We start from the raw sequence: 25,174 nt of genomic DNA on the forward strand, positions 1-25,174 counted from the left end.
GAAGTCGCCCTTATTCTCAATGCTGTCTGGCTGCCTTATTTAGCAGAAACCAGTGCAATCAGGTCGAGAACTTTGTTTGAGTAGCCAGTTTCGTTGTCGTACCAGGAAACCAGTTTCACAAAGTTGTCGTTCAGCGCGATACCGGCTTTAGCGTCAAACACTGAAGTCAGGATTTCGCCGTTGAAGTCGGTAGAAACCACGTCATCTTCAACATAGCCCAGAACGTCTTTCATTTCGCCTTCTGCAGCTGCTTTGATTGCAGCACAGATTTCTTTGTAAGACGCCGCTTTTTCCAGACGCACGGTCAGGTCAACAACGGAAACGTTAGGGGTAGGGACGCGGAATGCCATACCGGTCAGTTTGCCGTTCAGCTCTGGCAGAACTTTACCAACGGCTTTCGCTGCGCCAGTTGATGAAGGGATGATGTTCTGCGATGCGCCGCGGCCGCCGCGCCAGTCTTTGTGAGATGGACCATCAACGGTTTTCTGGGTTGCAGTGGTCGCGTGAACAGTGGTCATCAGACCTTCAACGATGCCGAACTTGTCGTTGATCACTTTGGCCAGTGGTGCCAGGCAGTTGGTGGTACAGGAAGCGTTAGAAACGATATCCTGGCCATCATATTTGTCGAAGTTTGCACCACGAACAAACATTGGGGTGTCATCTTTAGATGGACCGGTCAGAACGACTTTCTTAGCACCCGCGGTGATGTGTTTACGTGCGGTTTCGTCGGTCAGGAAGATACCGGTTGCTTCAGCAACAACGTCAACGCCCACTTCATCCCACTTCAGGTTCGCTGGATCACGTTCAGCAGTAACACGGATTTTTTTACCGTTAACCACCAGTGCGCCATCCTGAACTTCTACGGTGCCGTCGAAACGACCGTGAGTAGAGTCATACTTCAGCATGTACGCCATGTAATCCGCGTCCAGCAGGTCGTTGATAGCAACGATTTCGATGTCAGAACGCTTTTGAGCAGCACGGAAAACGATGCGACCGATACGGCCGAAACCATTGATACCTACTTTGATAGTCATATATTCCACCAGCTATTGGTTAGTGAATAAAAGTTGCCTGTAAAATTACAAAAACCTTACCAGGCGTCAAGCGGAATCGTGTCAATTGTTGCGACAGGTCAATTCGCCTGAAAGGAATTATTCGATGCGCAACCGCTTGCGCGCCGCTCATCATATAGCGCTTCGTCGATTCAATCGCCGAATATATAGGGATGCCCGAAACAAAAGGTGATCGAAGTCACAAATCCGCTTAGCAGCAGACGGGCTGAAAGGGTGAGCACAAAAAAAGACCCGGGTTATGTTGATCATTTGTTAGAATAATAGTCGAATTTTTCAGAATGGCACTTCCCCGGAATCCTAAAATGGCTAAAGACACCGCAACCGACGCAAAAATCGCCGAGCTGACAGAGATGCAGCGTTATGTGACACAGCAGCGCGGAACGGAACCGCCTTACAGCGGCGCACTGCTCCACAACAAGCAGGAAGGGATCTACCACTGCCTGGTCTGTGAGGCGCCACTCTTTCTCTCTGAGACCAAGTATGATTCTGGCTGTGGCTGGCCCAGTTTTTATCAGCCAGTAAGTGATGATGCGATTCGTTACATCGAAGATAATTCACATGGCATGCAGCGTGTTGAGATCCGCTGTGGCAGTTGTGATGCGCATCTGGGGCACGTCTTCCCCGATGGCCCGCAACCGACTGGCGAACGCTACTGTGTTAACTCCGCCTCATTGAATTTTACCGACGAGCAGGGTGAACAGACCAAAGGGTAACGGCAATGAAGGAACAACTTGAAGCAATGCTTGCGTCAATGACACCTGAAGTTTATCAGCGGCTGGCGACGGCGGTTGAGATTGGTAAGTGGCCGGATGGTGTGGCGCTGACTCAGGAGCAGCGTGACAACTGCCTGCAACTGGTAATGATGTGGCAGGCAAGGCACAACGACGCGCCACAGCATATGACCATCGGTAAAGGTGGCGAGATGGTGATGAAGTCGAAAAAAGAACTGAAAGAAGAGTTCGGCATCGACCCGGATGTAACACGGATTCATCTGCACTAATCTGCACGAAATAGAGCTGGCGTCGAGCCAGCTCTATCTTTAAATCAAAATAGCGCCCTGAGCGGTCATCTGTGCGAAGGCGATCTCACTGTCCTCTGGATTCAGATTCACTCCGCGGCAACCCTCTTTGACCACCTCAACGTGATACCCCAGCTCCAGCGCATCCAGTACGCTATATTTCACGCAGTAGTCCGTCGCCAGCCCCAGCATCACCAGATGGGTAATGCCACGCTCACGCAGCCAGCTGTCCAGTTCGGTTTTACGGCGATGACCGTTGTCAAAAAAGGCGCTGTAGCTGTCGACATCATGATCTTCGCCTTTGTGGAATGTCGCATCAAACAGCGAGCGATCCAGACCGGGATGAAAATCTGCGCCCGCTGAGCCCTGAATACCGTGATCGGGCCACCAGATCTGCGCCAGACCATTTAATTCGCCCAGGGTGTAAACCGGTTCGCCTGAGATCGAGGCAAAACTGCCGTGATCGGCCGGGTGCCAGTCCTGCAGGGCCAGAACGCACTCACCGTTTTCACGGAACATGCGTGCGTAACGATTTGCCACCTCGACAGTGTGATCACCCTCATGAACGGCCATTGGGCCGCCTGGGCAAAAATCGTTCTGGATATCAATAATGATGAGTGCCCGCTTCATTATTTGTCGCTCCGTTTCAGTCTTCAGTCAGTTCACCGCGCAGATTCTGCTGCATTCTTGCACGGATTTGATCGGCCGACAGATCCTGGCTGAGTAAAAAGTGTAATTTGGTCAATGCTGCTTCTACAGTGAGGTCGAATCCGCTGATTACGCCAGCATGTTCCAGTGCATTGCCGGTAGCGTATCCGCCCATATTCACTTTGCCAGAAATACACTGAGTGAGGTTCACCACCACGATGCCGCGCTCGCTGGCCTGCTGCAGTTCAGCAAGGAATTCTTTGTTTTGCGGTGCGTTACCCACGCCGTAAGAACGCAGGATCAACGCTTTCACCGGCTGACGCAGGAAGTTGCGCACAACGTCTGCTGAAATCCCAGGATAGATGGTGACCACACCAATAGGCTGAGGCGTAATCGTGTGGACCCTGAGCTCGCCCTGACCGGACGGGGCGGGTGGCGTATTGAGGCGGCGAATATGAATGCCCGCTTCCAGCAGCGCAGAAAGGTTTGGCGAAGCAAAGGCATTAAAGCCGTCAGCGTGGGCCTTGGTCGTACGGTTGCCGCGATAAAGGGTGTTATTAAAAAACAGTGATACTTCGCTGATCGGATAGTTAGCCGCGACATAAAGCGAATTTAACAGATTTTGCTGGCCATCTGAGCGCAGCTCAGCCAGTGGAATCTGCGACCCGGTCACAATTACCGGCTTAGCCAGATTTTCCAGCATAAAAGAGAGGGCTGAAGCGGTAAACGCCATGGTGTCCGTGCCATGCAAAATCACAAAACCATCGTAGCGATCGTAATTTTGGCGAATATCTTCGGCAATAGACTGCCAGTCTTCCGGTGTCATGTCGGAAGAGTCGATCAGCGGCTGATATTCGTGAATAGTGAAATCAGGCATCTCAGGGCGGTGGAACTCGGGCATGTTTGCCAGCTGCTGCTGCAGGTGTCCGGAGACCGGAATATAGCCCTGCGCCGAGCGTTGCATACCGATTGTCCCGCCAGTGTAGGCTACATAGATATTTTTCTTTTGCATCAGAGAACTCAGACTCGCCATAAAACGCGCAGTATAAGGGGAATAGCGGGGAAAAGCAGCCCGACCAGCGGCCGGGCTGAGAGGTTTATCGCACTTCGCCGCAGTTCAGGCAGAAGGCGTAACGGTTCTGAGGATCGTTTTGCTTATCAAACAGACCCGGCTGGGCTTTCATGGCACTCATCACATCCAGCATCGGCGCTGGCAGCCAGGCTTTCAGCGTATCCGGCAATACTGCCTGCACAGACGCGTTCATCTGGCTCAGCATCATATCCAGGAAGCTCGGGTCATCCTGATACCAGCTCAGCATAGGTTTATCGACTTTCGCCAGCTCGCCTGCTTTCTTCACGGCATCATCAAAGTCACCCAGCGCATCAACCAGACCATTGGCTTTTGCATCGCTGCCGGTCCAGACGTGGCCCTGGGCAATGGCATCAATCTGCTCTGGTGTTTTGTGACGCGACTTCGCCACCAGACCCACAAAGTTGCGGTAGCCATTTTCGATGGTCAGCTGCATCATCTGCTGAACTTCGGCTGGCAACGCTTTGGTGGTAGAGATATCCGCCAGCGGGGAGGTCGCGACACCATCTGTGTGCACGCCAATGCTGTCCAGGCTGTTCTCCAGCGTATTGATCACGCCAAAGATACCAATCGAGCCGGTTAGCGTGCTCGGGTTCGCCACGATGTAGCTGGCGGGTGTTGAGATCCAGTAACCACCGGATGCCGCCATACCGCCCATTGAAACCACGATCGGCTTGCCCGCGGCCTGAGCCGCTGCCAGCTCTTCACGAATGGCTTCAGAAGCCGTGACGCTGCCGCCCGGGCTGTTTACCCGCAGAATGATCGCTTTGATTTTCGGATCAAGACGCGCATCGCGAATCTGAGCTGCCGTGGTGTCGCCGCCGACGTTGCCCGGCGTCTCTTCGCCATCCATGATGGCTCCGCTGGCCATGACGACGGCGATGTTGCCCTCCTGCTGAGAGCCAGCCGGTTTCACGCTGTAGTCATAAATGCTGACGCTGCGATAATCATTGCTCTGCTTATCCAGACCAAAGGTCTTTATCAGTTCTTCATCCGCTGCTGCACGGGAACCCAGCGTATCAACCAGCTTATTGTCCAGTGCATATTGCGCGGTATCGCCTTTCACCGCGTTCAATCCGGCAATGATTGCCGCTGCGCCCGGGAAGAGTTGCTCAGGCGTAATCTGACGATTGGCCGCCACGGTGTTCAGGTAATTCTGCCACAGCTGACCGACCCAGCGGCTGTCAGCATCACGTGCAGCAGGGGACATATCGTCACGCAGGAACGGTTCTACCGCGGATTTATAAGTCCCGACACGGAAAACGTGTGAGGTGACTTTCAGCTTATCCAGCAGCGTTTTGTAGTAAAGCCCGTTGGTGGCGAAACCATGCAGATCCACGCCGCCCTGCGGCGACAGATAGATTTTAGTGGCGTAGCTGGCAAGGTAGTACTGCGCCTGGCTGTAGCTGTCGCCCAGTGCATAAATCGGCTTGCCGCTGTCACGGAATTCCCGTAATGCTTTTCCGACATATTGCAGCGAAGGCTGATCACCGCCGGCAAATTCGCGTAAATCCAGCACGATGCCTTTAATGTTGCTGTCGCCTTTTGCCTGGCGAATCGCGTCGACCACATCAAACAACGAATTTTCCTGTAGGCGGTCACTGCTGGCACCCAGCAGCTGGCGGCCGATTTTACTCAGACGATTGCTCACCGAGGGTTTATCCACCAGTACGCCGCTGAGATCGACTTTCAGTGCGCCTTGCTGAACCGGCGCTGAACTTCCGCCCGATCCGCTGACCTGCAGCCAGATCCCTGCACACACCACAATCAACAAAATCAGGAAAATATTCAGAATAAATTCCCTGATAAAATTCAATACCCGCCAGCTCCAGCGGAACAGACCTGCAATTATTCGCCACAATGTGCGCATCAGACTCTCCATAAATATGTAGCAGGAAGTGGCCGCCGCGCGGACCAGACTTCCCCGACGAGCTCATCCTAAAGAGCGGCGTGTTAAAAGTCAGCAGGAAATCACTGTGCACTGTTACAAAAAATCTGCCTGTGCCAGGATAACGGCCACATTACAGAGATCGGGAGAGAAACATGGACGCACTTGAATTACTGGTCAACCGACGTTCGGCCTCACGCCTGACCGAGCCGGCACCGGCAGGTGACGCGCTGGAAAACATTCTGCGGGCTGGCATGCGCGCACCGGATCATGGGACGCTGCAGCCCTGGCGTTTTATCATTGTAGAAAATGAGGGACGCGACCGGATGAGCCAGCTGCTGGAGAAAGCAGCACGCGATAATCAGCTGGATGAAAAGGCGATTAACAAAGCGAGCCAGGCACCGTTTCGCGCGCCGATGATCATCACGGTAGTGGCGCATTGCGAAGAGCACCATAAAGTGCCGCGCTGGGAACAGATCGCCTCAGCAAGCTGTGCCGTGATGGCGATGCAGATGGCGGCCGTGGCCCAGGGCTTCAACGGTATCTGGCGCAGTGGTGCCTGGACCGATGACGAGCAGGTACGCCATGCCTTTGGCTGCCGCGAGCAGGATGCTATCGTCGGCTTCCTCTATCTGGGCACCCCGCAACTGAAATCCAGCACTACTGTGCTCCCGCCAGACACTGCGCCTTTCGTCCGTTACTTCTGATTGTCTGCGGGTTCGGGCAGGGTGCTCTTCAGCCCTGCCTTTTGCACGGTTCCTGTGCGAACGATCGCTAACACCGCGTATCACGCTTACGCCAGAAGAGCAGCCAGGCTAACATAGCCCGCGAGATGCAAACCGACAGCGAATAACCGGTTATCAACGTGTTCCCCTGATGTTAAGGATTACCTGATTCAATGCGTTTGTTTATTGCGGAAAAACCGAGCCTTGGGCGTGCTATCGCGGATGTATTACCGAAACCGCATCGACGCGGTGATGGCTTCATTGCCTGCGGCAACGATCAGATCGTCACCTGGTGCGTAGGCCATCTTCTGGAGCAGGCACAACCCGACAGTTATGACAGCCGTTATGCGCGCTGGTCGCTGGCCGATCTGCCGATCATTCCGGAAAAGTGGCAGCTTAAACCTCGTCCCTCGGTCGCGAAGCAGCTGAAAGTGGTTGAGGGATTGCTGGCGCAGGCGAGCGAAGTGGTGCATGCCGGTGACCCGGATCGGGTACTGTTACGATGTTCTCATTGAATTGGATTGTTACGTCAATAATCTATGAACTTATGAAATAATCCAGCAGGTACACGTATGAGCATCGTACTTTGGGAACTTCCTGACTTAGTTGTTGATCAAGAAATCAGAAGGGAAACTGATACCGATACAGGCGAATTATCGGTACGCTTTGAAGGTACAGGCCAGCATTTAGGCAAGATCCCATTATTATTTATGGAAAATGGAAGCAGTATCAGAGTCGCCAATAATTGGTTAATTCATTTAAAAGCTAATTTGCGTAAAAAAGAGGTCAATACCCAGGCTCAGGCTTTACTGCATTATTTTACCTTTCTTAGTGATATTGGCATGTCATGGGATGAGATGCCGATATCTATCAGGCTACGTCCCACCTATGCATTCCGTAAGCATTTGCGAGAAATGTTCAAACAGGGTGAATTGGCACGTAGTACTGCTAACAGCTATATGGGATCAGTGATTAATTTTTATAAATTCTATCTGGCTCGCGATCACTTTTTTGCTTATCCTCCCTTTAAATATGAAGTGGTGCGGTTAAATAGAAATTCATCTCATGAATATATGAGAAGTCATTTTATTCATGTTGATACTACGGATTTAAGATTGAAACTACCTAGTGATACTCGCCATTTTGGGTTATCACGGAAACTTATTCCATTAAGCAGTAAAGAATGGCAGGTCGTCGAGTCAGTATACAAAATCCGTGGCATAGGCATTTCAAATAGTGCAGGTAAGGGGAGTGAGGTTCCCCTGTCTGAGGAATGCAAACTTGCCATCGAGCTGGGTCGATATTCTGGCCTGAGAAGGTCTGAAATTATAACGCTCAGAGCAAAAGAGATTTATAAGCCAGATGCTGAACAGCTCAAGAAAAAATATCTTATCAATACTGAGGGTTTACTGCTTGATCCCCGGCAAGGTACTGAAACCAAAAATGGGACAATACGTACTGCTGAGGTCCACGCTGAATTAATGCAGACCCTGTATGATTATATTAATTCATCCAGATATATTAAACGTAGAAATAGATATCAAGAACTTTATCCTGAACATAAAGATAACCCACCATTATTGCTAAATCAAAACGGTAAGCCCTATGCCGCTAAAACACTGGATGCCAGATGGTGTGAAATAAGAAATTCAGTTAGAAAAGAGTTACCCAATTTTAGTCATAAGTTTCATAATTTACGTTCAACCTATGCAGTCGAAAGGCTGAAAGAATTATTGAATGCTGGGCTAAAGGAGGGAAAAGCGCTTGATTACCTGCAATCAGTAATGGGACATAAAAGTAGAGCGACCTTACTGGGTTACCTAAAATTCTGTGAGGAAGAAACAACGACGGCTAATGAAGTGCATGAGGAAGCATTAAATATTATTCTTAAGAGTGGTAAATAATCATGGCATTTTTAAAAGAGAATAAACGCAAAACAGTAACGACATCGAACATTGATACTGATACAGTAATTAATATTAGCTTACGAGATAAATTTATCACAGATCAAGATCGCTCTGCAAATTTTGAGCGTTTACTCTACGAAAATTGCCCTGCTATTACTATTACTGATAACCCTATAAATATTAAAATAGATAAACCTAATTTTGTTTATGCTAATCGACAATCACTTGTAATACGTATTTGTAATGCAATACACAGTTTAGATGCAACAGATCGGACTAAAGTAAATGTTTTTAATGAAACTGTACGTTTCTTAAAAATGGTAGATGAACAAAAAATCAAGAATGCTTTCTGCATTGACACAATATCAATGTATATAAAAAATCTTGTTAGCTCACATAATCAAGGAAGTAAAGGGAAAACATTATCTGGTCGTCAAAATTCCATTAAAGCTTTATTGAAAGCTATGGACTATGAACTATTTAAAAAATGTGAAAGCGTGTTTATTTCTTTTCCGGCAGATACGCAGAGTGTTTCTCCTTATACTGATGATGAAGTTAAAGAGATTTTTTCTGCATTGCAAGCTATATATATTTGTTATGCTGCGCATCTCGAAAATGGTACTAAGCCTAAAGCTTTTCCTCTTTATGAACTAAAAGATCTAGCAGGTAATCATAAATATAAAAAAAAGACATCAACGGAGAGAACAGTCTCATATAAAAATAGTGATACTGTATGGTTATCTGACTTAGTTAGGGTAGCCTACTTCATGACATGTTTCTATACAGGTGCAAATGCATCATCGTTATTAAAGTTAAGATTGTCTGACTTCAGCGAAGGTCTATTTAAAGATCTTAATAGAAAAACGTATAAATTAAACACAAAAAAAGGAAGGCAGTCAGGTCGAACGAATGAAATTGATGTCGGCTTTACTAAGGATGCGAGATCTTTTTTTGAAAGTTGGATTAGTGTTTGCAAAAAAATAAATAATGATGAAACTAGTTTGTTATTTCCTAATCCGTCAGTTAATAATAAATCATATATGACTGATAGTGGCATGAGTGTCTTAAATAAAACTTTTGTTGATCTTGGGCTACCTGCCTTGAGTAGCCAACGTTTTAGAAAGACGAAAGCCTCACTAATTATGAGAGCAACAGAGAGTGTGTTCTTTGTTTCCCAGGGGCTCAATAATTCCGTTGAAACGGTTGCAAAACATTATGCAGATGGTAACCGTGTCACCACTGAATTCTCACTGGCTTCAGCACTATATATCAGAGAGCAGACTGCCTTGGGAAAACCGTTAGATAAGGCCATCACTGAGAGTGCATTCCTGTACCACGACCCGCTTAAAGAGAGCGAAGCCAGCAAGAAATTTAAAAAGTTGACCAATGGCTTAAGATGCGGTGGAGCATTCAATGATAAAGCGATAAAAGTTAAAGAGGCTCTGGTCAAAAATGGTCTGGCTGAAAATCATGATGTGGTAGCTTGTCATAAATTCCTTGAGTGTTTTGGATGCAGGCACCACGCTATTATTGCTGAGGCTGATGATATCTGGCTTTTACTCTCTTTTAATGATGTTATTCTGGAAACAGTGACAAGGCCTGCTATTAACTCCCAGCCATCAAACTTACTGAATAAGGTAAATAATACTATTCAGGTCATCATGGAAAGAATAAAAAATGAGCATGCTGCAGTGTATAAGGAAGCCTATGATAAGTACCTGGATGGAGTGCATCCCCTTTGGCAGGATGCGAATGACCTGGAATTAATGCTGGGTATTTACTGATGAGACAAGTTCTGAAATTTATCGATAGCAATAATATTTATGATGATCTGATCGTTTCTTTTGACACTGAAGGCAATCCATATAGCTACTATGGTTCTGATAAGTGGTACTTATGGTCATTAGGCTTTAACGTTTCTTTCTCCAGATTATCTGGTAAGTTCAAGTCTACAGTAAAATACCTGGTTCACAAGGTGATATCAAATCATAGCTTAAAGTCAAAAAAAAGTGCGATTAAAAATATCATTGAGGGTGCTGTTGTTTTTGAAAAATGCATCACTGGATGTAATGGAGTATCATATGGCTTTATTGATGATGATGAGGGTTTTAGGCGGTTATTAGTTGAAGCAAGAAGTAAAAATTTAAAATTTAAAACATGGAAGAATAATCTAGTTTTTTTATCTCATTTGCATAATGCAGAAGTAATTACCAGAGAGATAAAGAACTACGAAGAAATAGCATTATATTTATCTGTGAGTGGTGCATCAGTCTCACAAGCAGTATGCATTCCAGAGTCTATTGCGTCTAAATATTATGGTGAGGCACTGAGCGTTGTTGAAACTTATTATCCTTATAGAAATGAAATATCTTTATGCTATGATGATTATGTGTCTAAATATTTAGAATCATCAAAGCGCTATAAGTCTAATATTTCTGCAAGAAGATACGCACTTAAGAATGTTAGACAGCTACCAAAAAACATTGATATTCAATTTGACTATAGCGGATCATGGTTATCATGGCTCCGTGGAGCCTGTTATACCGTGATTGCAGCATTTACTGGCTGTCGGGATGGTGAGATAAAGTCTTTTGATATTGATTCCTATCAAGAGAAGAAATATGCAGGTATGACTGTTCCTGTTTTGCATGGTCTTGATACCAAACCTAATGCAGGAGGGGTAGTACGACACACCTCATGGGTGACTATACCGAGTGTTAAAAAAGCTATCTTACTGCTTTGGGATGCATTTAGCTTTGCGCGTGAAAAGTGGCGAGAAAAAGCGGATTCAATAGTACATCCTGATGAAAGAAATGCTTTTCTTGAAAAGGTAGATAGCTTATTTGTTACGCTTCCCTATATGCGAGGACATCGGCCTGAAGCTGGAAAACAATCATTAGCTCATTCTCTTAACACCTTCGTTAAATCCATTGGATATCGTGCTACAAAGGATGATGTTCAAGAATTCGACTTATTAAATCCCTCAAGAAAAGGTGAGCTTAAAATTGGACAAATGTTGAAGGTTCATCCCCATGCATTTCGTCGGACTTTTGCTGTTTATCTGGTGCGTAATAAGTTGGCCTCTCTGCTAGATATTAAGTATCAGTTTAAGCATATGAATATAGCCATGACGTCTTGGTATGCCAATCAGGCCAATATCGCTTCTTACGTTGATATGATGATTGATCAAGATCTCCAGGATGAAATTGCGGGTGAAAACCAGAACTATATGACAGATGTTTTTTATCATATTTATAACGATGCTGAAACATTAGCAGGCCATGAAGGGAAAAGAATTAAAAATCTGCGGGCTGAGGGCGATACTCGTATCTACTTAAATCGAGAAGAGATCCGTAAGCAAGTTCAGGACGGCCGGCTTTCAATAGTTGAGCATCCAGGTGGATACTGCACTAATCCTGATTGTGACCGAATTTGTGATATGACGACTTGCCAGTATAAAATCGTTACAAAAGGCAAGGCAAAAACACTCGTTAATATCAGAGAAAAATTAATCATAAAACATAATGATATTGAATCTCTTGGGCTGGATATGCCGAATGTTACCTCGAAATTATTTTACGAAATCAGGGCAATTGAACAGATTTTATCAGAGCATCATCTTGAGTATGTTGCTTTTAATAAAAAGGATACCTATTGATGATTGATGAAGAGACTCTCTCTGACCGAGGTAAACAGACCATAATCAGGCTTGAACGGGCGCTTGAACGTTTGTTGAACGGCGTCCCGGAGCGGACTCCTCACGATGGGCGAGTAAGTCTGAGCCGTATCAATCAGGAAGCGGGTCTGAGTTCGGGGGGGATCTACTATTACAATGAGTTTGTCCAGAAAGCTAAAAGAGCTATTCACGAAAGAAAGCTCGATAAAGCAGTGTCTACTATCGAGTCAGGTAAAATCTCGGTGGATAGAATGCGCGTACAAAGGGATAAGGAACGCGAGTTAAAAGAGCGTTATAAGGCGCAAAGAGACAATATCAAAGAATTCTGCGATAAGATTATTGCCCAAAATGCCCAGTTAGAATTCTCTTTGTTCGAAGCATTAGATAAGATCGACGCCTTGGAAAGGGAAGTATCAGCACTCAAGATTGTTGATATCAGTAGCAGGAGAAGTCAGTGATTTTGTACATAGCTGAAAAACCGAGCGTGGGTAGGGCAGTCGCTGATGTTCTGCCTAAACCGCATCAAAAGGGTGACGGGTTTATTAGAACCGCCAACGGTGATGTGGTTACTTGGTGTATTGGCCATTTACTCGAACAGGCTGAGCCTGATGCCTATAACCCTGAATACAAAAAATGGCGTAGGGAACACCTGCCTATTGTGCCAGTGGAGTGGAAACACTCGGTTAAGCCCGCTACGCAGAAGCAATTTAACGTAATAAAAAAATTAATTAGCGAAGCCGATGTTCTGGTCAATATGGGCGACCCCGATAGGGTCGGTCAAATCTTAGTTGATGAGATTATCAACTATTGTGGTGTCTCAAAAGAGAAACGTGAAGCAGCCAAACGCTGTTTAATCAACGACATGAACGCCGATGCTATCCAACGTGCGTTAAATGACCTGCGTAGAAATATCGACTTTATCCCGCTGGCTACCTCAGCATTAGCTCGTGCACGTGCTGACTGGCTCTATGGTATCAATATGACTCGTTTATGTACCTTACGGGGACAGTCATCGGGTTATAACGGAGTGCTTTCGGTAGGACGGGTACAGACTCCGGTATTAGGTTTAGTTGTTAATCGTGATTTAGAAATCGAGAATTTTGTCTCCAAACCCTTCTATGAAGTGTTTATAGATCTTAAAACCGATAACGACCAAATTTATACCGCAAAATGGAAGCCGAGTGCCGCCTGTGAGCCCTATATGGATGAAGAGGGGCGACTGGTCCTTAAAAAGTTGGCTGAAACCGTGTTGAAGAAGGTGACAGGCCAGCCAGGAACTGTGGTTGCGGTAACGGAAGAACGGGCTAAGCAAGCCCCACCATTACCCTATAACCTGTCCGCATTGCAAATCGATGCTTCCAGACGTTTTAATCTCAATGCCCAGAAGACGCTGGATGTTTGTCAGCAGCTTTATGAGAAGCATAAGCTGATTACCTATCCTCGTTCGGATTGTCGTTATCTGCCTTCTGGACATTTTGGTGACACTCAGAGGGTCACTCAAGCGATCGCTAAAACAATCCCTGGACTGGCAGCAGCAGTCGATATCGCTGATCTCTTCGTTAAATCCAAGGCATGGAATGATGATAAGGTAAGTGCGCACCATGCCATTGTACCGACAAGCCGGGGGTTTGATACTAATCGTCTGTCACTGGATGAGCAGAACATCTATGAACTGGTCGCGAGACAGTATCTAATGCAGTTCTATCCACCTTTTCAATATCAAGAAAAGCAGATTGATACCGAAGTCGGTGGCGGATTGTTTATCAGCAGGCAAAAAGAAGTGGTGGATAAAGGCTGGAAAGCATTATTACCAGAGCGGAAATCATCTTCCGATGATCCAGAGTTCTCAGCCGTAAGGTTACCTGAGGTTATCAAAGGAGAGGGAGTACTATGTGTTGATGGCAAACTCGATGAAAAACATACCTCGCCGCCAAGACACTTTACCGATGCTTCTTTGCTATCAGCTATGACGGGCATTGCCAGATACGTGACCGATCGGGCAATTAAGAAGGTACTAAGAGATACTGATGGTCTTGGGACGGAAGCTACCCGTGCAGGAATCATTGAGTTACTGTTTAGGCGTGACTATTTGACCAAAAAAGGCAAAGAAATACATGCCACAGATATTGGACGTAGACTGATACTTTCCCTGCCAGAAGCGATGACCAAACCTGATATGACGGCACATTGGGAGTCTCAGTTAGAAGCTATTTCTGAAAAAAAATTAAAATATGGTCAGTTTATGCAACCGATGGTAGAGGGACTGCATGTATTCATAAATCAGGTTGATAATATTCACTTTGGTGGCCTTAAAGGTTTGGGCAAAACTTCCTATAAAAAGCTAACAACAAAAATTCGGAAAAAAGATGTCATTAATAAAAAAAACTAATGTTATCAAGGCCAGAATCATTTAGAACCATCAAAAATATTTTTTTTTGCTGTCGTATAAGAACTCAGAAAAGGAAGCCATTCACTTGGCTTCCTTATTCGTTTCAATGGGATAACAGCTGATTAATTGCTCGAAGTTTGCCATTTAACTGATTAGTCTTTTCTAAGGTATCTTGCTGTAGCTTGATGATTTTCAGCTTCTTATGCGGAATTTTCTTTAGAAGTTCTTGATAAGCTTCAAGTTCGTAACTAATCATGGATAGCTCTTTTTCTAATGTTTCCTTTTCGGAAGAGAGTACAAGCTTTTCATCAATAATTAATTGAAATGCCTCATCATTTTTTATGCTCAACGAAAAAACATAGCTTATGTGTTTAGGGCGTCCACTTGAAAGCACTAAACCTTGCTTCTTTAACTCATGTATACCTCGATCTACAAGTCCAGCAGCCTGTTTAAAAGATAAATTTAGCTCATCAATAGCAATGTTTATCAATGATTTGCGTGATATTAAGTGACAATTAGCTTTGCCTAACACCTGCCGAAACTTTTTACTGCTCCGAAATGAAGTCACATGATTCATATCTGTAGAAACTCGAAAACCTTAAACTTAGGATTGCTAAGTATACAGGACTAAGAGAAACTTAGACAATCTATGCACTCGAGATGTCTGAAGATGAAAAAACTTTGCAGAATAACCCTCTACCCGAACGGCTCAGGCAGGCCAGGAAAAAAGCAGGTCTGTCTCAAAAGGAATTGGGGATTAGAGCTGGTATGGACGAAGCCTCGGCTAGCGGCCGTATGAACCATTACGAAAAAGGACGTCATCTCCCTGATATAGATATGCTCAAGAGGGTGGCTAATGAACTTGACGTTCCACTTAGTTACTTTTTTTGTGAAGATGAGTTGAGTGCAGAGCTCGTCTGTCTCTTTGACCATATGGATGAAAAGTCAAAGCTGAGTCTGATTACTAAGTTACGTGAAAATCATTGATTCATAAGGATAATTAACCATGAGCTACTACTCAGAGGATCACTTCTAGGTAATTAAAATAACTAGGAAGTGAAATGAAAAAAATCAAGTCACAGTATAAAATTGTATCTATCCAAAATTATGGGCCTAGAACTTGGTATCTCTATACGAATCTTCGTAGCCATTACCATAAGTATTTTAGTACATTTCAAGAGAAGAGTTTCTATAGTCTTCATAATGTTGAGTTTCGGGATTTCCCACTTAAGTTGAGAGCAGCACGAGGTTCATGTCTGGTGGATCCTTGGGATGACTTGCCCACTAATACAATTAAAGTAGCTAAGAGTTGGAAACACAACTCTCGTCGTAGAAACCAATATTTTCGTGAGTGATTCTTAGAGAAGGTTGTGGTTAGGCCATGCCCCTCTCTTTTGCAGATGATAAGACACTGAACAATAAAAGCTAAATTTATGGTTCAACTTGATTAATAGGTTGCCTATGTCAACATTTAATGAAAACCAACAAATAGCGATACATCATCATAAGGGGGCATTGCTAATCATTGCAGGTCCTGGGTCAGGTAAAACTTACACACTCGTTGAGCGCATTATTAATCTCATCACTGTTCATGTTGCGGCAGCAGACCAATTACTGGTTGTAACCTTTACGGAAAAGGCTGCACTAGAACTTAAAACACGCTTATCCAATAGAATTATTGAATTAGGCTTAGAATTTAATATAAACGAGATGTACTTGGGGACGTTTCACTCAATATGCCTGAGGGTATTGGAGGAATATCGTGAACATACTCGTTTGAAACGATCCTTTGTCTTAATGGATCAGTTCGATCAGCAGTATTTTATTTATCAAAGGTTGAGAGAATTCAAAGACATTGAAGGTATAGAGCAAATTCAGGGGGAGCATAAACTCCCAGCTTGGATTAAATCTGAAAACTTAATCGGTTGGATGAATAAGGTTTCAGAAGAGGTATTGGATGTTGAAGAGTTGTGTCATTCTTCAGATGTGGTGATCAATGCCTTGGGCAACAGCTATAAAGTATATCAAAGACTTTTAGCAAAACATAATTCTTTAGATTTTTCATGTATTCAGCTCGAAACCTACTATCTTCTTCGAGATAATCCACATCTATTAAAAGAGCTTCAAGCTAAGCTTGAATACCTTATGGTGGATGAATACCAAGATACTAATACTATACAAGAAAAATTACTTCAGCTCTTAATGGGAGAAAAACAAAACCTTTGTGTTGTTGGCGACGATGATCAAGCTTTATACCGTTTCCGTGGGGCGAGTGTACGTAACATACTTGAATTTTCGAAACAATTTCCTCTAGGACAATGTCAGCAGGTTAAATTATCTATCAACTATCGTTCACATCCTGAAATTGTTAGGTTTTACGATACTTATATGCAAGAGAAGCCATGGCTTAGAAACGGGATAAACTTTCGTTACCCTAAGAATATTGTTGCTCGAGATGGTACTTTTCCGGATGGTCCGACGGTAGTTAGCGCTATCACTCCTAGAGGAAATGATTGGCATGAAGATGTTTATCAGCTATTAATTCATCTAAGAGATAATGGTAAACTGAAAGACTGGAATCAAGTTGCTTTCTTATTTCGGTCAGTGAAAAACGATAAAGTAAGGCAGCTGGTTCAATTTCTTGAAGATAAAGGGATTCCGGTTTATTCACCGCGTGCGAATCTGTTCTTTGAGAGAGAGGAGATTCGTTTAATGCTCGGTGTGTTACATCTCGTTTTTCCAATGGTTCTACCTGATCGCAAAAAGCGTGTTCAGGAAGGCAAGGCTTTACCCGTTTGGACCTATTATGAGCAACAATGTCTATCCCCGCTTCTCTCTGAACTAAGTAAAACAGAACAATCAGAATTAGTCTTATGGTGTAAGAAGAAAGCACATGAACACATAAAATTAACTAAAAGTGCAGATAATTCCTTCTTAGGGATATTTTACGAGATATTGCAATTTCCGTTGTTTTCTAAATATTTAGATCAACATAACGGTAATGCTCGTGCGCAAAGAAACTTAGCACAATTTAGCCGAATGCTTGGCAAGTTTGAGTATTTACATCATATTAGCGTTCTAAATCCCAAGTATTTAGAACGTAATCTTCGAGATCTATTCGATAACTTCTTTAGATTTTTACATGATGGAGGGATTGATGAGTATGAAGACATGTCCGAATATGCCCCTTCAGGCTGTATCTCTTTCTTAACAATACACCAGTCGAAAGGATTAGAATTTCCTATTGTTTTTTTGGGTTCTCTCGAAGCAACTCCTCGTAAGCAATATACGGATCTTGATGAAATTATAGAAGCCCAATATATGGATAAAAAGCCATTTGAAGAATTAGACGATACTAAGTATTTTGACTTCTGGCGACTCTATTATACTGGGTTTTCTCGGCCGCAAAATTTACTCATACTCACAGGCCAAGAAAAATCTGGACATGGACGAACACCATCTAGACACTTCACCGATTGCACTGCAAGCTTAACGTATTGGCGAGAGGTTAAACTTCAACTCGCTGCGTTAGATTTTGAGTCAGTAAAGGATGTGAATATAAAAAACGAATATGCTTTTACATCTCATATTACATTATTTGAAACCTGCGCTGAGCAATACCGTTTATTTAAAGAGTTGGAGTTTCAGCCAGTTAAAGCAAGCCCTATGCTGTTTGGTACCTTAATTCATGAAACTCTTGAAGATATTCACAAGATGGCTATTCGAGGTGAGGTATTCAATATCACCGAAGATAATATAAAAGTATGGTTGATGGATAATTATCAAAATTTGGCAAATCGTGAACGTATGTATTTAGGGGAATCTACATTAGGTGCGGCGTTGAAACATGTAATGCGCTATGTCGGGCGTAAGAATGGCGATTGGTCGGATATTAAAGAAACGGAAGTCGATATTTCTTTGGTTAAAAGTCACTATGTGCTAACAGGTAATGTTGACTTAATTAAAGGTGCTGAGGGAACTGTCGAATTGGTGGACTTTAAGTCGGAACGGAAACCTGATATGGAGCGTGATAAAGAACGTATTGAGCATCATAAAAGACAACTTGAGATCTATGCTCATTTAATAGAAGAGCGTTATGGTTATCATGTAAGCAAAATGCACCTATATTTTACCGGTGAAATCAATGGCTTGCCTAACATTTCTTTCATTAAATCTAGCAGTACGATCGACAAAACGATAGCGGAATTTGATACAATCGTTGGCAGGATTGAGACCAAAGATTTTTCTATCAAGTCACGTCCAGATAAGACCTGTGTTGACTGTAGTGCAAGAGCATACTGTGACCGAAAGAATTGGAATTTTAGTGCTTGAGTGAATGTTTAAAAGAGAAGAGGTTAGAGATGAACATGACCAATGAAGAACAAATTAGCATCGAAAAATATGAATTCGAGCCGATTAAAGGCTATCCGATGCTGAACTGGAAAGGAAAGCGTCCTTTTCGTTCAACACAGTATTTTCCTGCTCAATTAAAGGAAGTTTATGGCCAAGAAGATGAAAATGGTTGGATAAATAAAATCTTTTGGGGTGATAACCTTCAAGTGATGAGTCATTTACTCAAAGAGTTCCGTGGAAAAGTGGATCTTATTTACATAGACCCTCCTTTTGATTCGAACGCTGACTATAAAAAAACAGTTAATCTTAAGAGTAAGCAGCTAAGCGGGAATGTTAATTCTTTCGAAGAAAAACAATATACAGACATCTGGTCAAATGATGAATACCTACAATTTGTATATGAGAGGATCATTTTAATAAAAGAACTTCTTTCAGAGAAAGGAGTGATATTTTTGCACTGCGATTGGCATAAGAGCCATTACTTAAGATGCATACTAGAAGAGGTTTTTGGACAAAATAATTTTGTTAATGAAATTATTTGGCAAAAATGTAACTCAAAAAACTTCACTTCATCCTCATTAAGTAATGTGCATGATACAATATTTTTATATTCAAAGAATAGAGAGTACTGTTTTAACGAGGTGTTTGAAGAACTGAGAGATGAATATATAGAATCTGCATATAGATATGTCGAGTCAGATGGAGAAAAGTATAGGCTACTTCCTCTCCATGCGCCCGGTACTCGTAATGGTAGCACAGGTGGTAAATGGAATGACATGATGCCTTTAGCTGGAAATCACTGGAGGTTTATGCCTGAAACAATGGATAAGATGGATCAGGAAGGACTTATTGTAAAAAGTGAAACTGGCGTTTGGTCTTACAAGAAGTATCTCAAAGATTCTAAAGGTGCGAGAATTGGTACTATTTGGTTAGATGCAAAACAGCTTCCATTATCAGAAAAAACAGGCTATCCGACTCAAAAACCATTTTCTATATTAGAGAAAATTATTCAGATTGGTAGTGATACTGGTGATTTAGTTATGGACTGCTTTATGGGGTCGGGAACCACTCAAGTAGTAGCGAATAGTTTGGGTAGAAAATTTATTGGTGCAGATATTAACCTAGGGGCAATTCAGACAACTACAAAAAGGTTAGCATGTGATGCGGCATATTTTGAAGTTTACAATGTGAATAATTATGACATCTTCAGAAATCCAGTGGAGGCAAGGGATCTCCTAATTGAAGCACTGGAAATTCAAAAGTTAGATTCAAATACAGTTTACGATGGTGAAAAAGATGGCTACAAAGTTAAGATCATGCCTGTTAACCGCATAGCAACTAAAGAAGATCTTAACGAGTTAATTGCAAACTTCCCATACAGAAAATTTGAAGAACGCAAATTAGCAAATCCAAATAAGCCTGTAGAAGAGATTATGCTGGTCTGCATGGGGCATGAGCCAGGATTAGGAGCGATACTTGAAAATGAATGCGGTTATAAACTAAAAGTCGAAGTTGTCGATATTCTACGTGATAAATCAGACTTAACTTTTAAATATGATTCAGAAGCAATAATTAAAGTTAAAGATGGTAACTTAGTTGTAGAGGCATTTTATCCCCGGAACTTGCTGCAAAAACTTAGCCAACAAAAAGAAAATATTAGCGAGTGGCGAGAGATGGTGGAATCTATCATGATCGACTGGAATTATGATGGTGCCGTTATGGAACCCGTCGTTATCGACATCCCGGATAAGAACGAATTTGTTGTAGGTGAATATGAAATTCCAGAGGGCGCAAGTAACATTAAAATTAAGATAACGGATTTGCTTTCGGAGTCTTACGAAGAGGTAATCGCACATGGCTAAAGGTGCTCAAGACAACTTCGAACTCAATAACTCGTTTTATATTCACCTACATGAGTTTTACAAGCAGAAACGTGGCCTTGTGCGTAAAAATTACACTCGCCTTAGTAAAGCTTTCCTCGATTATAACGATCCTTCACGACCAGGAAGTTTCCTCAGAACACCTCAGTTTGAAGCGCTTGAAATATATGTGTTTCTAAAGGAATTCTTAGATAACAAACCTGTTTATCAGTTGTTTGAAGATTGGTACACCAGCCAAGGTAAGTTTGAAGGACGTGTGACAGGCATTGATGCAGTTGAAGGTCAAATCGTACAAGGCGATATGTTTTGGGAGATGTCGCAGCAAGATTACAAAGGTATCTTTAAAAATATGAAAGCCAGCAATGCTGGTCGTTTGTATCCTAACTATATTTTTGCCCTGACAATGGGAACGGGTAAAACCATTCTGATGGCAACTTGTATCTTTTATGATTTTCTCTCGGGTAATAAAAAAAGTGACGATGAACGCTTTATTCAAAATGCACTTATTTTTGCTCCAGATAAAACTGTTTTGCAGTCACTAAGAGAAATTGAATCGTTCAGTCACGCCAAGGTTGTACCACCAGAATACATGCCCATAGTGGCAGAATTTAAGTTTCACTACCTTGAGGATGCTGGAGTATCTCTCAATACGCTGGATGGTTCTAAATTTAACATTATTGTATCGAATAGTCAGAAGATAATCCTAAAGCGCGATAGCAAAGGTAAATCAACCGTTGAGAGATTGTATAGCTCAGGTAATGACATCTACCAAGGCTTGGGTGATATTGGCGATGCAGTTGCCAGTATCCTGGATATTGATTCTAATTCACTTGTGGCAGCACCTGAAACCGAAGGTGATTTGGTCACAAATCAGCGTTTTGAAAAATTAAAGAGACTTCCACAGTTAGGTATCTTTGTTGACGAAGCACACCATGCATTTGGGGATCAATTAGCCAAAGACATGGGAGTAAAAAGTGCACCGAATTCCCTGCGTAAGACTATTGATGAGTTGGCTATTAACTTAAAGCATGCAGGTACTCGAGTTGTAGGTTGTTATAACTATACGGGAACACCATATGTTGGTAAAAGTGTTCTTCCTGAGGTGGTATACGCTTATGGTTTACGTAAAGCTATCGATAACAATTATCTGAAACAAGTCCGTCTGAATGGTTACAGTAATACAAGGCACGAAGATTTTCTCGAGATTACAATTAATAACTTTCTCGACGAGATGGAGCGTCTAAGTGATATATCATTAGACATCAATGGCCAAGAAATTACTAAACCTTTTAGACCGGAAAATATGCTACCAAAGATGGCTATTTTTGGTACTACAATAGAAGAGATTACGACAGAGATTCGTCCGGCTGTAGAGAATATCCTTGCAAAACGTGGAGTCTCATCAGATAGAATCCTAGTGAATGTAGGTGACGCTAAAGTTACAAGCGATGACGATATCCGTGAGTTTAACCGTCTTGATACGCCTCAATCAGAAAAACAATTTATCTTGTTGGTTAATAAAGGGCGCGAAGGTTGGAACTGTCGATCTCTATTCTCTGTGGCTCTTTACCGCGAGCCAAAATCAAAAATATTCGTGCTTCAGGCTACCATGCGCTGCTTACGTGCTATTGGAAACGCACAATATACGGGCCATGTTTATCTTACCCAGGACAATTTAAAACTTCTCGATAAAGAGTTAGAAGCTAACTTCCGAGTATCAGTGGATGATATTCTTGAGCCTGACCCAAACAAAGAAACTGTTCGTATTCGTGTTTTACAACCATCAGTTAAGATACCAATTAAGCGTGTCAGGCGTAGCTATAAATTGGTTGAAAGGGATGAAATTGAGCAAGGCTATAAGCTAGGCTTAGACACAATTGAACTCAATGATTATCGTTTAATTCATGAGGTTCGTGAAGGTATGAGAATGCCTGATGATCTTGGTGATATTAAAAAAGCAATAAGAGATGACCTTTCTTATGTGAAAGTTCAAAGAAAATTCTCACGCATTTCGCTGGTCGCAGATATTGCACGTTATCTTAATAAACCATGTATTGATATCGATAAAATTATCTCTCTAACTGAAGAAAACTTTGAGGGGATTTTAACCTTGGTCAATCAATTTAACGAAGTTCTTTACGACCAAGTAATCCCACGTCTTTTTAAAGCGATGTATGAAATTAATTCGGATAGTATCGAAGAAGAGTTTGAAGTTGAGTTGGTCAAAGAACCGCCGATTGATCCTGGTTATTATACTGTGACAGCCGCTAAAGATAAAATTATTAGAAAATTAGATTCTGAAATATCTAAAGTCTCAGAACGCAGTTTTCACTTAGATAATTACTGTTTTGATTCGACCCCTGAAAGACAATTTTTCTGGGATATGCTGCATAATGATAAGGTAGAAAAAATCTGGTTTACTGGCATGCTGACACATGGTCAAAGTGATTTTGTTATTCACTATGTAGATTCCGATACTCAACGAGTCCGTAGCTACTATCCTGATTTTTTGATTAAGAAACAGGATGGTTCATTTATGATGATTGAAGTTAAGGGAGAGCATATGATTGACTCTCAGAATGTCAAAGATAAACAGGAGGCTGCTGAAATTATGGGTGTCTCTGCTGGAATTGGTTATCAAATTATCAAAGGTAAAGATGCTGCTGCTGGTTCTTACGGTCGGGATTTCTTAAATTAAAAAAATCCAAAAAAGCCTCTTCTTTGAACTGCACCCATAATGTTGGACACTGTTTCATCGGAGGATCCCCTCGACCAACTTGATTTAGATTGGTCGGGGGGCTTCAACAGCACTTTATAATTCTGTGTTCTAACTACTTTGGGTGTTCAATTGTCAATGCCCCTAAGACTGAGATAACACTATTTTACTATGTCGATAAGGGCCGATAAGAGGTCGCTGAAGGTTTCGTACTCTTCAATAACGTAATCAGTTGAGGCTTTGTCACGAATCTGAAAACACTTATCTTTTAAGCTGTACACGAATACGGACATTCCATCTTCACCAATCAGCAGTTTGTCTGTCAGATTGGGATCAACGTAGATGTCATTATCGCGCGTTTCAATGTTCCTAATATAGATATTTGACCACGCCAACTCACCATTCTCTGCCTGCGTCAGGTTATACAGGGTGAGTCCGTTGTACTCCAGACCATCCATGACTTCGAGCATATCGGCGTAGTCCTGGCGATTCATCACTAGTTTCTGAATATCCGAGTAAACACCGCGTTTAGTTTCATCCCATTCCATTGGCGCAGGATTGCGCTTCAAGTCCGTAATAACATTACGTGCTATTGGGCTGGCTATCGGGTAACTATCGGAAATCATCAAATTCTTAAAGATACCCATTATCTGAATTGTGTTATTCATATCGTTTTCACTTCCCTACAGGGTAAATTACGCCGTTCGGCGAAGGCCATAAAACGTTAGTGCTGGCGTTGTATGGGAGGTCTTTAGTGATGATCGCCTGTGTCTTTGAAAGCGCGGAGTGATATGGCGAGTTTTGGATCAGTATCAGATTATTCAGGGCATTTGTTCCACTGTCATCGAGTGGGATCTTGTGGTGAACCTGCCAACCGGGCGGCACTTTACCATCGGCAAGGCGTAGAAGATTGTTAGAATCAAACGTTGATAGTGCATCAGGGTGCCCGGAAAGCGATTTGAGAAAGTTGGGACGAACAGAACTGTTGAACTCACCACGAAGCGCGGCATATTCAGCGCGGTCACGGCGAACATAGTTCAGCTCTGACACGTTGACATCATCCAGGAGAACGTGTGCCTTTTTGTATTTTCCCAGATAGCTGGTCAATTCTTCCGCAGCAACTGGGTTACGGACAACCAGCAGTGAAGCAGCTGCTACCATCATCCCGGAAGTGGTTTCGTTGAGAACGCTGTCGTATCCCTTCACCGCATCACCGCCTAACTGTTCGGCGGTCTTTCTGAATCCTTCCGGATTGCCATTATAAATCCCGCCAGCGGCCAGAAGCCTTCCCGCAGCTTTGCTGTTGATAGTATTACCTGTCTGTGGGCGCTGAGCCGGAATAACTCTGGTGGCTACGGGGCGGACAAGCTGTCGTCTTATCACATCTTCAAGGCGAGAACGCAGAAAAAGCGGCAGCGTACTGATAAGACTGCCGTCTGAGTTAGTAACACTGCCGTAAATTGTGCCACTTTCGCGCCGGAGTATGACGATATTTCCGCTTCTCACCTCATACAACGCGTCCCGGTAGGCCATATGTGGCTGCTGGAAATGCATGCTGAGATAGCGCCTTACAAGCAGCGAGTATCCATCAGGCAAATCCCACTCACGAATGATACGTGCGGGATTTGCCGTATCTGAAAGATACCTGTACGCGGTATCGGGGGGAACAATATGGGGAATATCGTTGAGGTAGATATCATCCAGAGTTCTGGCCTGGCAGTTATGTAGCATAGTATCCCTTTACGCTATATCGGTGACACTCCAATTATAGAGAATTAGCGGAGTTAATGGAAAAAATGAGCAGCGGAATA

Annotated in this window: 19 protein-coding genes and 1 pseudogene; 13 read left to right on the top strand and 7 right to left on the bottom strand. The window is 43.2% G+C overall.

Translation table 11 applies throughout. From position 1 onward, the window contains the following. Positions 1 to 35: 35 nt before the first annotated feature. Positions 36 to 1,034: a glyceraldehyde-3-phosphate dehydrogenase gene (gapA, locus tag NP77_RS10700; RefSeq protein WP_003852747.1), complete on the bottom strand. Its 999-nt coding sequence runs from the start codon at positions 1,032 to 1,034 to the stop codon at positions 36 to 38. A 341-nt stretch (positions 1,035 to 1,375) separates the two neighbouring features. Between gapA and msrB the strand changes: the two genes are divergently transcribed. Both msrB and NP77_RS10710 read left to right on the top strand, forming a co-directional pair. Further along, entirely contained in the window at positions 1,376 to 1,786 is a 411-nt protein-coding gene (gene msrB / locus NP77_RS10705; protein ID WP_003852748.1) for a peptide-methionine (R)-S-oxide reductase MsrB, read from the top strand. Positions 1,787 to 1,791: 5 nt separating this feature from the next. Further along, the gene (locus tag NP77_RS10710; protein ID WP_003852750.1) at positions 1,792 to 2,073 is read left to right on the top strand and encodes a YeaC family protein; all 282 of its coding nucleotides are present in this window, start codon (positions 1,792 to 1,794) and stop codon (positions 2,071 to 2,073) included. Between the two features lie 39 nt (positions 2,074 to 2,112). Here the strand turns inward: NP77_RS10710 and pncA are convergent, their stop codons facing one another. From pncA to sppA, 3 genes are all read right to left on the bottom strand, one after another. After that, on the bottom strand, positions 2,113 to 2,721 hold the full coding sequence (pncA, locus tag NP77_RS10715; RefSeq protein ID WP_003852752.1) for a bifunctional nicotinamidase/pyrazinamidase: 609 nt from the start codon (positions 2,719 to 2,721) through the stop codon (positions 2,113 to 2,115). 16 nt (positions 2,722 to 2,737) lie between these two features. Further along, positions 2,738 to 3,751 (bottom strand): asparaginase, encoded by a 1,014-nt coding sequence (ansA, locus tag NP77_RS10720; protein WP_008925303.1) that lies wholly within the window; start codon positions 3,749 to 3,751, stop codon positions 2,738 to 2,740. Positions 3,752 to 3,836: 85 nt separating this feature from the next. Beyond that, the gene (sppA, locus tag NP77_RS10725; protein ID WP_039660093.1) at positions 3,837 to 5,699 is read right to left on the bottom strand and encodes a signal peptide peptidase SppA; all 1,863 of its coding nucleotides are present in this window, start codon (positions 5,697 to 5,699) and stop codon (positions 3,837 to 3,839) included. A gap of 173 nt (positions 5,700 to 5,872) precedes the next feature. On the opposite strand from sppA, the gene NP77_RS10730 reads away from it, so the two are divergent. The 7 genes and pseudogenes from NP77_RS10730 (at position 5,873) to NP77_RS10760 (ending at position 14,414) form a co-directional block, all read left to right on the top strand. Then, positions 5,873 to 6,424 (top strand): NAD(P)H nitroreductase, encoded by a 552-nt coding sequence (locus NP77_RS10730; RefSeq protein WP_039660095.1) that lies wholly within the window; start codon positions 5,873 to 5,875, stop codon positions 6,422 to 6,424. A 191-nt stretch (positions 6,425 to 6,615) separates the two neighbouring features. Next, positions 6,616 to 6,933 (top strand): annotated as a pseudogene (locus NP77_RS10735) (toprim domain-containing protein); the annotation flags it as partial. An 81-nt stretch (positions 6,934 to 7,014) separates the two neighbouring features. Continuing rightward, positions 7,015 to 8,346: a site-specific integrase gene (locus NP77_RS10740; protein WP_039660099.1), complete on the top strand. Its 1,332-nt coding sequence runs from the start codon at positions 7,015 to 7,017 to the stop codon at positions 8,344 to 8,346. Positions 8,347 to 8,348: 2 nt separating this feature from the next. Then, positions 8,349 to 10,133: a hypothetical protein gene (locus NP77_RS10745; protein WP_039660101.1), complete on the top strand. Its 1,785-nt coding sequence runs from the start codon at positions 8,349 to 8,351 to the stop codon at positions 10,131 to 10,133. After that, positions 10,133 to 12,007, top strand: a complete 1,875-nt coding sequence (locus NP77_RS10750; protein WP_039660103.1) for a site-specific integrase — start codon at positions 10,133 to 10,135, stop codon at positions 12,005 to 12,007. Before NP77_RS10745 ends, NP77_RS10750 begins: the two co-directional genes overlap by 1 nt. Then, entirely contained in the window at positions 12,007 to 12,483 is a 477-nt protein-coding gene (locus NP77_RS10755) for a hypothetical protein (protein ID WP_039660105.1), read from the top strand. The genes NP77_RS10750 and NP77_RS10755 overlap by 1 nt, the downstream gene beginning before the upstream one ends. Beyond that, a complete protein-coding gene (locus tag NP77_RS10760) occupies positions 12,480 to 14,414 on the top strand; it encodes a DNA topoisomerase III (protein WP_039660108.1) in 1,935 nt (644 codons plus the stop codon). The genes NP77_RS10755 and NP77_RS10760 overlap by 4 nt, the downstream gene beginning before the upstream one ends. Positions 14,415 to 14,517: 103 nt before the next feature. On the opposite strand, the gene NP77_RS10765 is transcribed toward NP77_RS10760, so the two are convergent. Beyond that, positions 14,518 to 14,946 carry a hypothetical protein gene (locus tag NP77_RS10765; RefSeq protein ID WP_156137297.1) on the bottom strand — a complete coding sequence of 143 codons (429 nt, stop codon included), beginning with the start codon at positions 14,944 to 14,946 and terminating at the stop codon, positions 14,518 to 14,520. 128 nt (positions 14,947 to 15,074) lie between these two features. On the opposite strand from NP77_RS10765, the gene NP77_RS10770 reads away from it, so the two are divergent. The 4 genes from NP77_RS10770 (at position 15,075) to NP77_RS10785 (ending at position 23,345) form a co-directional block, all read left to right on the top strand. Beyond that, positions 15,075 to 15,401 (top strand): helix-turn-helix domain-containing protein, encoded by a 327-nt coding sequence (locus NP77_RS10770; protein ID WP_039660112.1) that lies wholly within the window; start codon positions 15,075 to 15,077, stop codon positions 15,399 to 15,401. Between the two features lie 474 nt (positions 15,402 to 15,875). Further along, entirely contained in the window at positions 15,876 to 18,746 is a 2,871-nt protein-coding gene (locus NP77_RS10775) for an ATP-dependent DNA helicase (protein ID WP_039660113.1), read from the top strand. A gap of 29 nt (positions 18,747 to 18,775) precedes the next feature. Next, positions 18,776 to 20,629: a site-specific DNA-methyltransferase gene (locus NP77_RS10780; RefSeq protein ID WP_197066366.1), complete on the top strand. Its 1,854-nt coding sequence runs from the start codon at positions 18,776 to 18,778 to the stop codon at positions 20,627 to 20,629. Then, positions 20,622 to 23,345: a DEAD/DEAH box helicase family protein gene (locus tag NP77_RS10785; protein WP_039660114.1), complete on the top strand. Its 2,724-nt coding sequence runs from the start codon at positions 20,622 to 20,624 to the stop codon at positions 23,343 to 23,345. Before NP77_RS10780 ends, NP77_RS10785 begins: the two co-directional genes overlap by 8 nt. 179 nt (positions 23,346 to 23,524) lie before the next feature. On the opposite strand, the gene NP77_RS10790 is transcribed toward NP77_RS10785, so the two are convergent. Then, complete coding sequence (locus NP77_RS10790; RefSeq protein WP_039660115.1) at positions 23,525 to 24,031, bottom strand: YrhA family protein; 507 nt, start codon at positions 24,029 to 24,031, stop codon at positions 23,525 to 23,527. Between the two features lie 7 nt (positions 24,032 to 24,038). Further along, entirely contained in the window at positions 24,039 to 25,094 is a 1,056-nt protein-coding gene (locus tag NP77_RS10795) for an HNH endonuclease signature motif containing protein (protein WP_039660117.1), read from the bottom strand. Between the last annotated feature and the right edge of the window lie 80 nt (positions 25,095 to 25,174).

The sequence above is a fragment of the Pantoea sp. MBLJ3 genome (genome assembly GCF_000816655.1).
In the GTDB taxonomy this organism is placed as follows: Bacteria; Pseudomonadota; Gammaproteobacteria; order Enterobacterales; family Enterobacteriaceae; genus Pantoea; species Pantoea eucalypti.